The sequence below is a fragment of the Yersinia sp. 2466 StPb PI genome (assembly GCF_041538325.1).
GTDB lineage: Bacteria > Pseudomonadota > Gammaproteobacteria > Enterobacterales > Enterobacteriaceae > Yersinia > Yersinia enterocolitica_E.
On the sequence record NZ_JAULSL010000001.1, the window covers coordinates 669,420 to 684,173 of the forward strand.

Genomic DNA, 14,754 nt, shown 5'->3' on the forward strand with positions numbered 1-14,754 from the left:
ATGGGAAGGAAAAAGTACAGGATGTGATATGCGTCTCTTGTTGGTAGAGGATCACCCCGAGTTATCTCACTGGTTACAGAAAGCATTGACTCATGCGGGCTTCGCTGTGGATGTGGCAAATGATGGTGTTGCCGCCGATCATTTGCTGCAAAACGAAAATTACGCGCTGGTGGTATTGGATGTGGCGTTGCCACGTTTGAACGGGTTAGATTTGCTGGCCCGGCTACGTAAGCGTGGGCAAACGCTGCCGGTGCTGTTGTTGACCGCCAGAACGGAAGTGGCAGACCGGGTGAAAGGGCTGAACTTGGGGGCGGATGACTATTTGACGAAACCGTTTGAACTGGATGAACTGGAGGCGCGGATACGTGCTCTATTACGGCGTAGTGTCGGTGGAACCGGGCAGGCGGTGCAATTTGGTGAGTTGACCTATCACGACGAAGGTTACTTTCTGTTAGCGGATAAGCCACTGGCGCTGACACCGCGGGAATCGGCAGTATTAACCTCACTGATGCATCGCCGGGGTAGGCCAGTTGCCAAACAACAACTGTTTGAGCAGGTATTTACCTTATCCGATGATGCCAATCCAGAAAGTATTGAACTGTATGTGCATCGGGTGCGTAAAAAGCTGCATGGCAGTAATGTCTCTATCCAGACTTTACGCGGTTTAGGTTACAGCCTGGAATGCACTAATGGCATGCTCTAACACTACTGTGCCACGATGGTTTAAAGCCCCACGTTCGCTGTTTCATCAATTGCTGCTGTTTTTTGGTGTCCCACTACTGATTTTGGGCGGGATCTCTATTTATACCCATTATATCAGTGCGATGAATGCGGCTACGTTAGCTTATGACCGCACGTTATTAGCCTCTGCCCGGACGGTCGCGGAGCGGTTGGTTGTTCGTCATGGGCAGCTAGAGGTTGATGTCCCTTATATTGTCCTCGATAGTTTTGAGCGCAATATGAATGATCAGCTTTACTATCAGGTGATTACGCCAGAGGGGAAAAGTATAGCTGGCTACAATGATTTACCGCCTTTCCCGCTGAATACGCCACGATCCCTTCTCTACCCTGCATTGGTACATTTTTATGATGCCGAGTACCGAGGCAAACCAATACGTGTGGCTGCGCTTTATCAACCGGTTAATGAGTCTGGTGTTATGGGGATGGCGATGGTGCTGGTGGCTGAAACGCTAGCATCCCGCCATGATCTGGCACAGCAGATCATGATATCGGCAGTCTTGACCCAAGGTACGCTGGTGCTCTTGACGCTGGTAATGGCGTATATCTTACTCAAAGGTATTCTCAAGCCATTACGTAAGCTATCAGGCTTGATGCTGCGGCGTGATCCCGGTGAACTGACCCCGCTCCCCAAAGTGTTGCCATGGTCAGAAATGGAACCGTTGTTATTGGCCTTTGATCGCTACATCGAGCGTTTACGGGAAATGGTGGCACGTCAGGGGCGCTTTAGTGCTGATGCCTCTCATCAATTGCGTACACCGTTAACGGTGTTGAAAACGCAGGTGGCGGTGGCGCTGGCCAGTGACTCCCCACAACAATGGCGTGAAAGCCTATTGGCGATGCGCGGGACACTGGATCACACCGTTTCCCTGACGGATCGGTTATTGCAGTTATCACGGATGAAAGTACACGAGCGCAGACTACAACCGGTTAATCTCGGCCCACTATTACGCGACGCGTGTTTTGCACACCTTGCTCAAGCCCGCAGCAAGCAGATTGATCTGGGCTATGAGGGGGTGTCTGAGTGCTGGATCGAGGGGGATGCCTTATTGCTGACTGAACTGTGCGACAACCTGCTGGACAACGCGTTGAAATACACACCAAAGCAGGGCGTGGTGACGGTACGGTTGGTTATAGGCGGTGACACAGGGCGCTGTTGGTTAGAAATAGAAGACAGTGGCCCTGGTATTGCACAAGATGAAGCTGCGCAAGCGCTGATGCCATTCCACCGGTTGGATAATGTGGGTGAGCAGCAAGGGGCGGGGCTGGGGTTAGCATTGGTAAAAGACATTACGACCTACCATAAAACCCGCCCAGAGTTATTGCACAGTGAGTTACTAGGCGGTTTATGGGTGCGGATAAGTTTTAGCGTGTGCGCGTGATGTGGCTCAGTCGCTAAATTTGCCATGCGGCTCCAACATGCGGGCAGCGTAGGAAATCGGCTGCCCGTGTCGGCTAAGGCATCAGGCCGATAAATACTGTTTTCTTGCGTGGGCCGGTCATCAATCCCTCCAGTTGTTCGACACACTTCAGGTAATGGGGGGTTTGCTTATGTGCCGCCACCGCAGCTTCATCGGTATAAGCCTCATAGATATAAAAACGGGTTGGGATCGTCTCGTCCCTTAGCACATCAAAACGCAAGTTCCCCGCCTCGCGGATAGAACCCTGATGATTGGCGCGAAAAACCTCAATAAACTGCTCAACTTTGTCATCTTTCACATTAATTTCGACGAGAGTCACGTGCATATTTGTCTCCTGATTACCAAAGGTCTCCTTATTACCGAAAACCTCCTTGTCACGGCTTACCAGTCACTGACTGGCAGCGATGCCCACTCAACCTTTTTCATCTAAGAACAGCTTATAGGCTGTTTGTGCATTTTCATTTTTATGTACCACTGCATGAACCGCTTTCAGCATGGCAATTGGGGCTTCTGACTGGAAGATATTGCGCCCCATATCTACACCTGACGCTCCCTGATCAATGGCTTGATAGCACATTTCCAATGCATCGCGTTCTGGTAGTTTTTTACCACCGGCAATGACGATAGGCACTGGACAACCGGCAGCGATACGTTCAAATCCACTGTCGACATAATAGGTTTTGATCACCTGTGCGCCCATCTCAGCGGCAATTCGGGTGGCCAGAGAGAAGTAGCGCTGGTCGCGAGCCATGTCTTTACCGACGCCAGTCACGGCCATGGTAGGCATGCCGTAGCGCATTCCCTGATCAACTAATTGAATGATATTTTTAATCGACTGATGCTCGTGTTCAGTGCCGATATAGACTTGTGCCGCCACGGCGCAGGAGTTGAGCCGCAATGCATCTTCCATTGCCACCGCCACCGCTTCGTTGGATAAATCAGTCAGAATCGAGTTGGCACCAGATGCGCGCAGTACCACCGGGCGATTGGCCGACGCGGGGACGATACTGCGCAAAATGCCACGGGTACACATTAGGACATCGGCATATTCAAACAGCGGGGCGATATTGATATCAATCCGCTCCAGGCCCGTGGTCGGCCCCTGAAAATAACCGTGATCAAATGCCAGCATTACCGTGCGATTGGTTTTCGGATTGAAAATTCGCGCCAGCCGGGATTGCATCCCCCAATCCAGTGAACCCGAGCCTTTCAGTGTAAAGGCAGGATTTATCTGCGGCACGCCAATACCGAAATCTTTACCGTCTTTAATATCGTCTAAATCAGCCATCTGTTATTACTCCCTTAGTCCTGTTCCGGCCCGCCGGTGGACGGGCCGCCGAGATTAAAAATCGTATTTGTCGATGTTTTCTTTAGTGAAAATGACCCGCTGTGGCAGTAACACAATGCCGCTGCCTTTAGCCTCATGGTCATAGCCCTGAATGCTATTCGGTGCCACTTCAACCACGCCAATGTTCGGGATATCAATTTTATCGCCGACATTCAGGTCGCCTTTTTTCAGCATTTCATTGGCGACATAAACTGAAATCTTGCCTTGATTAACCACATCCCACAGACCGAATTCCTTGACCGTGCCGCGCTGAACATAAGGGCGCATCACGTTTGGAGTACTGAAGCCGACGATCGCCACATTGTCGCGTTTCAGGTTTTCTGCTGCTTGTGCCGCAGCGGGCAGGGCGTTGGCATCTGGGGCAATAATGGCATCCAGATCGCTATAAGCTTTTAAGATGCCTTCTGCGGTTTGCAGTGATTTTGTGGCATCGTTATAGCCGAACTGGGTGGTGACCACTTCCCAACCGGGGTGATCTTGTTGGATTTTTTTCTTCGCTTCATTGACCCATTGGTTCTGATCGGTAACCGTCGGGCTGGAATAGAAGAAGGCGACCTTGGCTTTATCTTTTTTCACTTGATTCGCGGCCATATCGACCAGCATCGAACCCAATTGATTTGGGGTACCTTGGTTGATGTAAACCGAGCGACATTCTGGTTTGGTATCAGAGTCCCAGGTCAAGATTTTGACGCCCCGTTGCATCGCGCGTTTTAACGCAGGGCACAGTCCATCCGGTGAGACTGCCGAAACCACAATGGCGTTGTAACCCTGATTGACGAAGTTATTGATTAACTGAACCTGGCCGGAAACACTCGGTTCTGTCGGGCCATCGTAGGTCACATCCACACCCAGCTCTTTACCGGCATCAACGGCACCTTTACCGCCGCTGGTGAAGAAGCCGACCCCAACCAGTTTCGGGATAAATGCGATGCGTTCTGCCGCTTGAGCAGTAGTGATACAGGCAAATCCAAGGGCACAAACCAGTGCCAGCTTTTTTAATCTTTGTGTTTTCATTGCTATCTCCGAAGAAGCTAGGGGTAGAGGTGTTGGCAATTTCACTACAAAAGAAAACAGGTATTAACTTAGGGTGTGTCTGCTGCGACGACGTTGCAGCCATTCATGAATCAGATGTCGGTGCAGGCTGATAGAGCGCCCAACCACCACCAGAATCAGTAATGCACCGGACAACGCACTCGATATCTGGTTTGGTGTGCCAATCATTTGCAAACCTTGCTGTAAGTAACCCACCAGTAATATCGCCAGTGCCGTCCCTAGGATGGAGCCAGAGCCGCCGTAGATGTTAGCGCCCCCCAGTACCACTGCGGTGATGGCTGGCATCAGGAACGAAGCCCCCAAATCAGAGCGTGCCGAACCGAAATAAGAGACCAATAGGACCGCGGCAATCGCAGACGCCACACCCGTCAGGGCATACAGGATGCATAAGGTACGCGCGACGGGCAGGGCGCTGTAACGGGCCACCCGACTGTTTTGCCCGATAAGGAATACGTTGCGGCCGCTATGAGTGCGGTGCATCAGTAGCCAGAACAGCAGCACGCAGACCATAAAGATAACCAGTGGGACGGGCAGGCCGAACAACGTTTGGTTGGCAAAATCGGTAAAGGCTGTTGGGAAACCGCCAATGCCCTCATAACCGGTCGCGCCGGAAATGCCGGACAACAGCAAGGCGCTGCCGCCGAACAGGTACATGGTGCCTAGAGTTATGACCAACGGGTTGACGCCGGTATACAGAATCAGCCCGGCATTAATCAAACCGCATAACGCGCCAACCACCAGTGTCAGCGGGATCGCGACACTCATGGGGACGCCAGCTTGAAACATCACGCCTAGGAATATGGAGCACAATCCGATAGTTGAACCGAATGAGATGTCAATTCCGCCACTGACAATCACCATGGTCAGCGGCAAAGCTACAATGCCGATGCAGATGAAATCACTGGTACTGAACAGCAATACGTTGATATCCAGCATGCGAGAATTCGATAAACCAAACAGCAGGATTTCCAGCACTAACAGTGCAGCCAAGGCCAGTTCCCATCCATAACGGCGATATATATTCATCGCGCCACCTCTTTTTATACCCTTCATCTTTCAAATTGCAGGTGTGTTACCTACTCTCGTTTAGCCGAATCACTTACCACTGTATGCTCATCGGGATTCTCTCGTTTGCCGCCTTCCTGCATCATGAAATCTATTGGGTATAACGTTTTTCTTCTTATCCGAAGTTGTCGACTTACCAGAAACTGCCGGGCGAGCATTAAAGCGAGCATATTTCTGCTGGCGGATATTGCGCTCAATGGCACAGCGCAGGCGGCCATCGAACACCAGCACACCCAGCAACACCAGTCCGGCAATAAAGTCATTCCACCAAGCAGGCAGGCGCAGTAGCACCAGCACGCTGTCGATTTGTGTTAATAGGTAAGCCCCCAGAATGGCCCCAAGAATGGTGCCGGTACCACCGAGCAGGCTGATCCCACCGAGAACACAGGCGGCGATGGCTTTCATCTCTAACCCACTGCCCGTCTGATTAGGGATAAAGCCAATTTGGGAGGCGAAGACGATCCCTGCCAGCGCGGCCATCACCCCATTCATTGAGAAGGCAAAAATACGAATACTGTCGGTGCGGATCCCCAGTTGGCGTGCACCCTGCAAGTTATCGCCGGTAGCATAGAAACTGCGGCCAAAGGCGGTTTTACCTAGCAACAAGGCCATAGCTACAATCAGCAGCATAATTAGCCAGCCGATAGGAGAGATAGAAAACAGAATGGGGGTGGATAAACTTTTCAAGTCTGCTGGCAGCCCTTCTATCCATTTCCCGCCGGTTATCAATAGCATCAGGCCGCGATACAACCCCAGCGTACCCAGGGTGGCGACAATCGCCGGGATGCGCAGCCAGGTAACCAAAATGCCATTAAAGAAGCCCGTCACCATGCCGACCAGCAGAGCAAACAGGCAGGAGATTGCCAGCCCGAAACCAGCATTGAGCGCCATACCCACAGTGACGGCACATAAGCCGGTAATGGAGCCGACGGACACATCGATATTGCGGGTTAGCATCACCATGGTGGCGCCGATGGCTAACAGGATCAGGATCTGTGCGCTGCTGAAAATCATGGTGAAGGTTTGCAAGGTGAAGTAATTACTGTCGATCACACCAAGCAAGGCAAATAAAGCCAAAATCGCCAGCAGTGCGGTACCTTCACGATTGTTTTGAATAAATTGATAGCTTTGAATAAATTTCAACATGATGCGCCCTCGCTTTCAGCAGATTGGCGCGCATCGGTATTATGTTCACCAAAGGCCAGATGCATAATGGTATCGACATTCATTTCCGCCCCACTGACTGCGCCACTGATTTCACCTTGATGCATGACCAACACCCGGGAAGCCATCTGCACTACTTCTTCCAGATCTGACGAGATAAAAATGATCGCCACATGCTGAGAGGCAATACTGCGGATCAATTGATAAATATCGCTGCGCGCTGATACATCTACGCCACGAGTAGGTTCATCAATAATCAGTAGCAACGGATTGGCTTCAAGGCATTTCGCAATCAACAGCTTTTGTTGATTGCCACCAGACAAGGTGCGCACGGGTTGCTCAAGGTGGCTGAACTTAATGTTTAGTGCCCGCCGATAGCGTTCCAGAATGGCGGCTTCCTGTGCCGGATGTGTCCATAACCCCTGATTACCCTGGGTGAGCGAGCAGACATTCCAACTGAGCGGAGCATCCAGATAGAGGCCGGAGGCTTGGCGGTCTTCCGGCAGATAAACCAACCCGGTTGCCAGACGATTGACGGTTTTCATCAATGTGATATCAATCCCTTCCAGCCTGACGTGGCCACCGCTGGCGGGTCGTAAACCATAGAGTGTTTCAGCGAGTTCTGTTCTGCCCGCACCAACCACCCCCGCTAATCCCAGGATTTCACCGGCATGCACCTCAAAAGAGATATGGGCAAAACCTTCACCACTCAGATCGGCAACTTCTATCACCGGTTGATTGGACTGAGCACGCGCTTGAGAGCGGCGGTTACCGGGCAGTTCCAGCCATAGCTTCTGGGTATCAGATAATTCGCTGTTTTTGGCCTGTGGCTTAATGGCCTGAATAATCGTATCGATGGAGAAATCAGTGGTGGCGCCACTTAGAGCGATGCCACCATCGCGCATGACACTGACCCAATCTGCCAGTTGACGAATTTCAGGTAATTTGTGGGAGATAAATACCACTCCGACACCTTGCTGCAATAACATTTTGATTTGGCTAAATAGACGATTGGTTTCCGCCGGTGTTAGTGACGCTGTTGGCTCATCAAGGATCAAAATACGTGAGTCACGCATCAAGCCGCGCATAATTTCTACTAGCTGTTGATCTGCTACATCCAGTGAGCCGGCGCTGACTGACAGATCCAAATGGCAACCCAGGTTTTTGAGTAATTGCGCCATCTTCTTCTTATCTGCCTGATGTTTGGGCAAACGAAACAGAATATTTTCTTGTACCGACAGATTGGCAAATAACATCGGTTCTTGGGGGACCAAATAGATACCGAGTTGATGTGCTTTTGCTGGGGTGAGATTAAGGCAGGGTTGCCCATTGATCTCGATGGTACCGCTGTCTGGTGGCAGCACGCCGGCGATGATCTTCATCAACGTCGATTTCCCCGCGCCATTTCCTCCCAACAGGGCATGTACCTGTCCTGGTTGCAGAGTAAAGTCGATACTCTTCAATACCACTACGCCGGAAAACTGCTTGCTGATACCACGAACCTGGAGCAGCGGTGGCGGATTGGTGTGCGGCATCAGTGGCTCCTGTTTATGAACAAAAATATTTTAAATTTAAAAGTGTTCAAAAAAGATAGCTGCATAATCCCATTTATGGCGTAATCAAGATCACATTTCCGTGAATAAAAAAATTTAAATTAAAATGTGTTCAAATGTATTGCCTAAGCTGTTAGCGTAGTTCTCAACTGAGATTTATACCCGTCATCTTTCAAGTTGTAGGTGTGTTGGCTGTGCTCAATCGCCCGAATTACTTACTTATGTAAGCTCATCGGGATTATGAACCTCATCAGAGGCTCACCCTACGGGCCAGCGCAAGCGCTGTTCAAAATGGTTTACAACCAATTTGTCTTTCGCTTGCCGCCTTCCTGCATCTTGAAATCTCTTGGGTATAGCATTTATCAGACCGTGGATTTTTGATCGATGATGAATCAATGAAGAATGAGAAAGCGGCAATAGGGATCACGGCTAATGATGAGAGAAAAATCAGTAACAAAAGAAAAACCCATGTCGTCTAACGATGAATACAAATATCCGGGTAATAGCATGAGTGAAGAGGAACTGCTCGCTCGCATTGCGTGGTTTTATTATCACGATGGCTTAACACAAGGGGATATTGGCGAACTGTTGGGGTTAACCCGACTGAAGGTCTCCAGATTGCTGGAAAAAGGCCGCCAGTCTGGGGTTATTCGGGTACAGATTAATTCGCGCTATGAGGGTTGTCTGGAACTGGAAAACACCTTGCAACAGCATTTCGGCCTCAAGCATATCCGCATTCTGCCTTCTCTGGCTGATCTCAGTATCAGTAGCCGGTTGGGGATTGGCGCTGCACATTTATTGATGGCATTGATACAACCACAACAACTACTGGCAGTCGGCTTTGGTGAAACCACCATGTGTGCCTTACAGCATTTAAGCGGTTTTATCGCTTCGCAGCAGGTCAGACTGGTGACGCTTTCCGGTGGGGTTGGCTCTTATATGACCGGTATTGGCCAGTTGGATGCCGCTTGTCAGGTCAGCATTATTCCTGCGCCGTTGCGTGCTTCCAGTGCCACAGTGGCGGAGACATTCCGTCAGGAAAACAGTGTGCGCGATGTGATGCTAGCCGCCCGAGCGGCTGATGTTGCCGTCGTGGGTATCGGTTCGGTCAATCAGCAAAAAGAGGCCACCATTTTACGCTCCGGCTATATCGGTGAAGGTGAACAACTGATGTTCAGTCGCAAGGGGGCGGTCGGCGATATCCTTGGCTACTTTATGCAAGCCGATGGCGCATTGGTGCCGGATATGCAGATTCACCAGGAGCTGATTGGCGTCTCACTGGCAGATCTGACCAACATCCCGACAGTGATTGGTGTCGCCGGTGGCATTGAAAAATCAGAAGCGATTGTGGCTGCATTGCGCGGAAAATACGTGAATGCATTAGTGACGGATGAGCTAACAGCAAGATCAATCATCAAATTGATTTGATTGGCTATTTTACTTGCCAGCTTAGGCTTGCGCAGGGGTTCAAGAATTACGCCAATAGTTTTGGTTATTCTTTTGAGAAAAAAGCAGTAGAGGACAGGTTTATTCATAAATTCATATAAAACAGAGGATAGCGTAATGAGTCAATTCTCTACGACCACATCGGCTGAATACCTGATGGCGCTGGATGCCGGCACCGGCAGTGTCCGGGCTGTCATATTTGATCTTAATGGTAATCAGATAGCGGCCGGACAGGCTGAGTGGCTACATTTGCCAGTACCTGATGTCCCAGGGTCGATGGAGTTTGATTTAGCGACTAACTGGAAGTTGGCCTGCCAGTGCATCCGCCAAGCATTGCATCAGGCTAAGCTACCGGCGAGTGCTATTCGCGCCGTGGCTGCCTGCTCAATGCGCGAAGGCATTGTGCTTTATGATCGCAGTGGCAAACCTATTTGGGCGTGTGCCAATGTGGATGCCCGTGCCAGCCGTGAAGTCAGTGAGCTTAAAGAGCTGCATAATGATGGGTTTGAATTCGAGGTTTATCAATGTTCAGGCCAAACTCTGGCACTAAGTGCTATGCCTCGGTTACTGTGGCTGGCGCATTACCGCCCGGATATCTATCGCCAGGCGGGTACATTAACCATGATAAGCGACTGGCTAGCCAATATGCTCAGTGGCGAACTGGCGGTTGATCCTTCGAATGCAGGAACCACCGGCATGCTGGATTTAGTCACCCGTAACTGGCAACCGAGCTTGCTGGAGATGGCTGGACTACGTGCCGATATTTTATCGCCGGTCAAAGAAACTGGAACACTGCTAGGCCATGTCACAGCACAAGCCGCAGAAGAGAGTGGTCTGCTGGCGGGAACGCCAGTGGTGATGGGCGGTGGTGATGTACAATTAGGTTGTTTGGGGTTGGGGGTCGTTCAACCGGGTCAGACCGCAGTATTGGGCGGCACCTTCTGGCAGCAGGTGGTTAATTTGCCTAAGCCGATTACCGATCCGGATATGAATACGCGTATTAACCCTCATGTTATTCCCGGTATGGTACAGGCTGAATCCATCAGTTTCTTTACCGGCTTGACCATGCGCTGGTTCCGTGATGCATTTTGCGCCGAAGAGAAATTACTGGCTCAGCGGCTGGGTATCGATACCTACAGTTTATTGGAGGATATGGCCGCCCGCGTACCGGCAGGGGCATACGGCATCATGCCGATTTTCTCCGATGTAATGCGCTTCAAATCCTGGTATCACGCCGCACCTTCCTTTATTAACCTTTCACTTGATCCAGAAAAATGCAACAAAGCTACCCTGTTCCGTGCTCTGGAAGAGAATGCCGCGATAGTCTCGGCCTGTAACTTAGCGCAAATTGCTGAGTTCTCCGGCGTCAAAGCAGCCTCAGTGGTATTTGCAGGCGGAGGTTCAAAAGGGAAACTGTGGAGCCAGATTTTGGCCGATGTGACCGGGGTTCCTGTACGAGTACCCGTTGTCAAAGAAGCCACGGCTCTCGGTTGTGCTATCGCCGCGGGTGTGGGGGTCGGGCTGTATGACGCGCTAGATAAAACCGGTGAGCGGCTAGTGCGCTGGGAGCGAGAATACACCCCGAACACCGAGCATCAGGCACTGTATCAAGCCGCAAAAGTAAACTGGCAAGCAGTGTATACCGATCAGTTGTCGCTGGTGGACAGTGGGTTGACGACTTCCCTATGGAAAGCCCCTGGCCTCTAAAATTGGCTATCTTACTTGCCAGCTTGAGCTTCGGGGCAGTGCTCGCCGCCGTCACGTACTGCGTGTACGCTCCGTTGGCTGCGCGGCTTTCCGCACTCAATCTGCCTGCGCCGATAACGCCAATTTCCTCTGATAATTATCTTACTTGCCAGCTTGAGCTTCGGGGCAGTGCTCGCCGCCGTCACGTACTGCGTGTACGCTCCGTTGGCTGTGCGGCTTTCCGCACTCAATCTGCCTGCGCCGATAACGCCAATTTCCTCTGATAATTATCTTACTTGCCAGCTTGAGTTTCGGGGCAGAATGATCATTACAATCATTCGTGGCTTTATAGAGTTAAGTAAGAAAGATATTGGTATGCTATACCCTAAATAATTCGAGTTGCAGGAAAGCGGCAACTGAGTAAATCCCCAGGAGCTTACTCAAGTAAGTGACTGGGGTGAGCGAGGGCAGCCAAAGCACATGAAGCTTGAAGTATGACGGATATAAAAGAATTGCCATGCAGCAAACACTTGGATAGCATTATTGCCCCCCTTCGTTGCCGATGATGGCGCATCCTATGATGAATACATCAAATAAGACAGAATCACCTGCCGGGCAACCTTCTGCTGCTGTTGCTACCGCCCAACAGCGAGCATTTAACCTGCCAGATACACTGCGGGACAAAAGTAACGTTCAGCGCATTTTAGTGATTAAATTACGCCATTTCGGCGATGTTTTACTCACAACGCCACTACTGAGTACCTTACAAGCCAACTACCCACAAGCAAAAATCGACGTGCTGCTGTATGGCGGAACGCAAGATATGCTGCGGGAGAACAAAACGGTCAATCATGCATTTATTGTTGACCGTGGCCTCAAGCATGCGGGTCTAAAGGCCCAAATCAGTGGCGAAAAAGCGCTGTTTAATGCATTGAAAGAACACCATTATGATCTGATTCTCAATTTATCCGATCAATGGCGAGCCGCAGCGTATTGTCGTTTATTAAAACCTGGCTTCAGTATTGGTTTTCATTATCCCAAACGCGATACCTGGCTATGGCGCTATTGTCATTCTACATTGGTTGATATCCCCAATGCGGCCAAAAGGCATACCGTACTTAATAATCTGGATATTCTCGCGCCACTGCAACTAACTGATATTATTAATGATGTTACCATGTCTTATGGTGTGCACGATGTTGAACGGGTACAGAAATTGTGCCAACAACGCCATATCAATGACTATATATTGATCCAACCTTCTGCTCGCTGGAAGTTCAAAACATGGGCCAGTGAATCATTTAGCCAACTGGTAAATCATCTCACTGAGCAAGGTGAAACCATTCTACTTACCGGCGGCAAAGATCAGGCTGAATTGGATTATATTGCTGAGATCATTGCCGGATGCACACAACCCGAGAAGGTAGTTAATTTGTCTGGCCTGCTGGCGCTACCGGAACTGGCAGTATTTATCGATAACGCTAAGCTCTTTATTGGCGTAGATTCCGTGGCAATGCATATGGCTGCAGCCTTACAAACACCCGCAGTGGTTCTCTTTGGCCCCAGTAATCTTAACCAATGGCATCCGTGGCAGGCTCCACACACGCTGTTATGGGCCGGGCATTACCGCACGTTGCCACACCCTAATGAGATAGATACTGACACTACCGATCGGTATTTGAACGCCATTCCGGTGAGCGAAGTTATCAGTGCTGTTGATGCGTGGCGTGCTCAAAGCCGTTAACGGGGGCGCATCAGTAACCTTATTTTCCGCTAACCAGCTTAAGCTGAGAGAATTATGACAATCCCATCGACTTCTTCACCGGCCGCTTTCACGGTCAACCGCCGTAGTGAAATGCTGGGGGGTATTGCAGCATTGCTGCTAGGTATCTCTTTACCGACATCCAACCCACTGATCAATATCTCACTGGTTTTAATCCTGATCTGTTTGATAATTAATCGCAACACATTGCAATTCAAACCATTACTGACGAATCCGTTGGTTTACCTGCCTGCTGCGATGTTTGCATTGTTGGCATTGTCACTACTGTTTCATCACAACAGTTATGGCCCGGATATGGTGGGTAAAGATAAGAAATTTCTTTATGTATTACCGTTAGCCCTGTTTTTTATCAACCAACCACGGTTGATAAAATTGTTTGGAATCGGCTTCTTAGCGGCTAACGCGGTGGCATTAGCCGGAACACTGGCCGTTGGGGTGTTGCACATTCCCATTGGCAATGTAGATCCAACCAATCCGACTATCTTTAAACTGCAAATTACCCAAAACTTCTTTATGGCTTTGGCCGCCATGTTGTGGCTGGCGCTGGCCTTTAAAAATCAGGGCTGGAAACGCTGGGGGTATGGCTTGCTGGTGGCAGCGGCGAGCTACAGTATTCTGTTCTTGGTATTGGGGCGAACCGGTTATGTGGCATTAGTTGTTGGGCTAGGGATATGGCTATTCTTCTCTCTGGGGCGCCGCCAACGCTGGCTATTGGTAGTGTTAGGGGCGATAGCCTTTGCTGCACTACTACTGATACCCAATAAAGCGACCGACCGTATCGTGCAGGGTGTCGATGAGATAAAAGTCTGTATGGCCGCGTCTGCGGATGATGTAAATGATGCTTGTCGTAGTTCGATGGGACAACGTTCGGCCTTTGCCATTGAAGCGGTGCGGCTAATTAAAGAGTCACCTATTCTGGGGCACGGTGCTGGCGGCTTCTATTATGAGAACCCAGAGATCAATTACAAAATCAATAATCCACACAACCAATATCTGTTGGAAACGATCCAATCAGGCTTTGTTGGCTTAATTATCTTTTTGGCATGGATTGTTTGTTGTTATCGCGTTATTTGGCAACAAATACCGGTTTTACGCAATGTACTACTGGCTGTATTGACCAGTTATATGGCGTGTAATTTCTTTAATTCATTCCTGCTGGACTCATCTGAAGGCCATCTATTTATGATCTTCGTAGCAATTTTGGCGGGCTATTCAGTGACAGAGACGCAGCATGTATCGGATAAGCAATTGACATAACAGTTACACATTTCTGCTAATTTGACGTGCTATAAAACGGCTCCTAATGGGGGCCGTTTTTGTTGATTCCGTCATGATGATGCATGCTTTGAAGCTAAAAAGTGAATTTTAACGGAAAGGCTGACATCTCTATTTGAAATAGGAGGTCTTTAATAAAATGTACATATTACACACTAAATATACGTATTTTATTTACGCTTTCTTATACATTGTAGGAATAATAAGAGGAAAAATTGGCTT

At 49.8% G+C, this 14,754-nt stretch carries 12 protein-coding genes; 6 read left to right on the top strand and 6 right to left on the bottom strand.

Annotation, left to right across the window (positions count from 1 at the left end; genetic code table 11):
- The first annotated feature begins 28 nt into the window (after nt 1-28).
- Together tctD and Q2T72_RS03090 are read left to right on the top strand one after the other, a co-directional pair.
- Nucleotides 29-703: a transcriptional regulator TctD gene (gene tctD, locus Q2T72_RS03085; RefSeq protein ID WP_083160774.1), complete on the top strand. Its 675-nt coding sequence runs from the start codon at nt 29-31 to the stop codon at nt 701-703.
- Nucleotides 690-2,120 (top strand): sensor histidine kinase, encoded by a 1,431-nt coding sequence (locus tag Q2T72_RS03090; RefSeq protein ID WP_083160772.1) that lies wholly within the window; start codon nt 690-692, stop codon nt 2,118-2,120. The genes tctD and Q2T72_RS03090 overlap by 14 nt, the downstream gene beginning before the upstream one ends.
- 73 nt (nt 2,121-2,193) lie before the next feature.
- Here the strand turns inward: Q2T72_RS03090 and lsrG are convergent, their stop codons facing one another.
- The 6 genes from lsrG to lsrA all read right to left on the bottom strand — a co-directional run bounded on the left by lsrG (nt 2,194) and on the right by lsrA (nt 8,324).
- Complete coding sequence (gene lsrG / locus Q2T72_RS03095; RefSeq protein WP_083160770.1) at nt 2,194-2,484, bottom strand: (4S)-4-hydroxy-5-phosphonooxypentane-2,3-dione isomerase; 291 nt, start codon at nt 2,482-2,484, stop codon at nt 2,194-2,196.
- A gap of 87 nt (nt 2,485-2,571) precedes the next feature.
- Nucleotides 2,572-3,447: a 3-hydroxy-5-phosphonooxypentane-2,4-dione thiolase gene (gene lsrF / locus Q2T72_RS03100; protein ID WP_083160768.1), complete on the bottom strand. Its 876-nt coding sequence runs from the start codon at nt 3,445-3,447 to the stop codon at nt 2,572-2,574.
- Nucleotides 3,448-3,501: 54 nt separating this feature from the next.
- Nucleotides 3,502-4,521 carry an autoinducer 2 ABC transporter substrate-binding protein LsrB gene (lsrB, locus tag Q2T72_RS03105; RefSeq protein WP_372557910.1) on the bottom strand — a complete coding sequence of 340 codons (1,020 nt, stop codon included), beginning with the start codon at nt 4,519-4,521 and terminating at the stop codon, nt 3,502-3,504.
- Nucleotides 4,522-4,584: 63 nt separating this feature from the next.
- The gene (gene lsrD / locus Q2T72_RS03110; RefSeq protein ID WP_083160763.1) at nt 4,585-5,586 is read right to left on the bottom strand and encodes an autoinducer 2 ABC transporter permease LsrD; all 1,002 of its coding nucleotides are present in this window, start codon (nt 5,584-5,586) and stop codon (nt 4,585-4,587) included.
- A gap of 87 nt (nt 5,587-5,673) precedes the next feature.
- Nucleotides 5,674-6,771, bottom strand: coding sequence for an autoinducer 2 ABC transporter permease LsrC (gene lsrC, locus Q2T72_RS03115; protein ID WP_083160759.1), 1,098 nt, complete (start codon nt 6,769-6,771; stop codon nt 5,674-5,676).
- The gene (gene lsrA, locus Q2T72_RS03120; protein WP_083160757.1) at nt 6,765-8,324 is read right to left on the bottom strand and encodes an autoinducer 2 ABC transporter ATP-binding protein LsrA; all 1,560 of its coding nucleotides are present in this window, start codon (nt 8,322-8,324) and stop codon (nt 6,765-6,767) included. The genes lsrC and lsrA overlap by 7 nt, the downstream gene beginning before the upstream one ends.
- A 453-nt stretch (nt 8,325-8,777) precedes the next feature.
- Between lsrA and lsrR the strand changes: the two genes are divergently transcribed.
- From lsrR to waaL-ps, 4 genes are all read left to right on the top strand, one after another.
- The gene (gene lsrR, locus Q2T72_RS03125) at nt 8,778-9,770 is read left to right on the top strand and encodes a transcriptional regulator LsrR (protein WP_372569849.1); all 993 of its coding nucleotides are present in this window, start codon (nt 8,778-8,780) and stop codon (nt 9,768-9,770) included.
- A gap of 135 nt (nt 9,771-9,905) precedes the next feature.
- Nucleotides 9,906-11,495, top strand: a complete 1,590-nt coding sequence (gene lsrK / locus Q2T72_RS03130) for an autoinducer-2 kinase (RefSeq protein ID WP_372568626.1) — start codon at nt 9,906-9,908, stop codon at nt 11,493-11,495.
- Nucleotides 11,496-12,051: 556 nt separating this feature from the next.
- Nucleotides 12,052-13,218 (top strand): putative lipopolysaccharide heptosyltransferase III, encoded by a 1,167-nt coding sequence (gene rfaQ / locus Q2T72_RS03135; protein WP_372568627.1) that lies wholly within the window; start codon nt 12,052-12,054, stop codon nt 13,216-13,218.
- A gap of 54 nt (nt 13,219-13,272) precedes the next feature.
- The gene (waaL-ps, locus tag Q2T72_RS03140; RefSeq protein ID WP_372568628.1) at nt 13,273-14,514 is read left to right on the top strand and encodes an O-antigen polysaccharide ligase WaaL-ps; all 1,242 of its coding nucleotides are present in this window, start codon (nt 13,273-13,275) and stop codon (nt 14,512-14,514) included.
- The last annotated feature ends 240 nt before the right edge of the window (nt 14,515-14,754 follow it).

Excerpts from the sequence above, each read along its gene's own strand:
- lsrK (WP_372568626.1), top strand. The coding sequence starts at position 9,906 with ATGAGTCAATTCTCTACGACCACATCGGCTGAATACCTGATGGCGCTG.
- lsrR (WP_372569849.1), top strand. The coding sequence starts at position 8,778 with ATGAGAGAAAAATCAGTAACAAAAGAAAAACCCATGTCGTCTAACGAT.
- lsrB (WP_372557910.1), bottom strand. The coding sequence starts at position 4,521 with ATGAAAACACAAAGATTAAAAAAGCTGGCACTGGTTTGTGCCCTTGGA.
- Q2T72_RS03090 (WP_083160772.1), top strand. The coding sequence starts at position 690 with ATGGCATGCTCTAACACTACTGTGCCACGATGGTTTAAAGCCCCACGT.
- lsrF (WP_083160768.1), bottom strand. The coding sequence starts at position 3,447 with ATGGCTGATTTAGACGATATTAAAGACGGTAAAGATTTCGGTATTGGC.
- rfaQ (WP_372568627.1), top strand. The coding sequence starts at position 12,052 with ATGATGAATACATCAAATAAGACAGAATCACCTGCCGGGCAACCTTCT.
- lsrD (WP_083160763.1), bottom strand. The coding sequence starts at position 5,586 with ATGAATATATATCGCCGTTATGGATGGGAACTGGCCTTGGCTGCACTG.
- lsrA (WP_083160757.1), bottom strand. The coding sequence starts at position 8,324 with ATGCCGCACACCAATCCGCCACCGCTGCTCCAGGTTCGTGGTATCAGC.
- lsrG (WP_083160770.1), bottom strand. The coding sequence starts at position 2,484 with ATGCACGTGACTCTCGTCGAAATTAATGTGAAAGATGACAAAGTTGAG.
- lsrC (WP_083160759.1), bottom strand. The coding sequence starts at position 6,771 with ATGTTGAAATTTATTCAAAGCTATCAATTTATTCAAAACAATCGTGAA.
- tctD (WP_083160774.1), top strand. The coding sequence starts at position 29 with ATGCGTCTCTTGTTGGTAGAGGATCACCCCGAGTTATCTCACTGGTTA.
- waaL-ps (WP_372568628.1), top strand. The coding sequence starts at position 13,273 with ATGACAATCCCATCGACTTCTTCACCGGCCGCTTTCACGGTCAACCGC.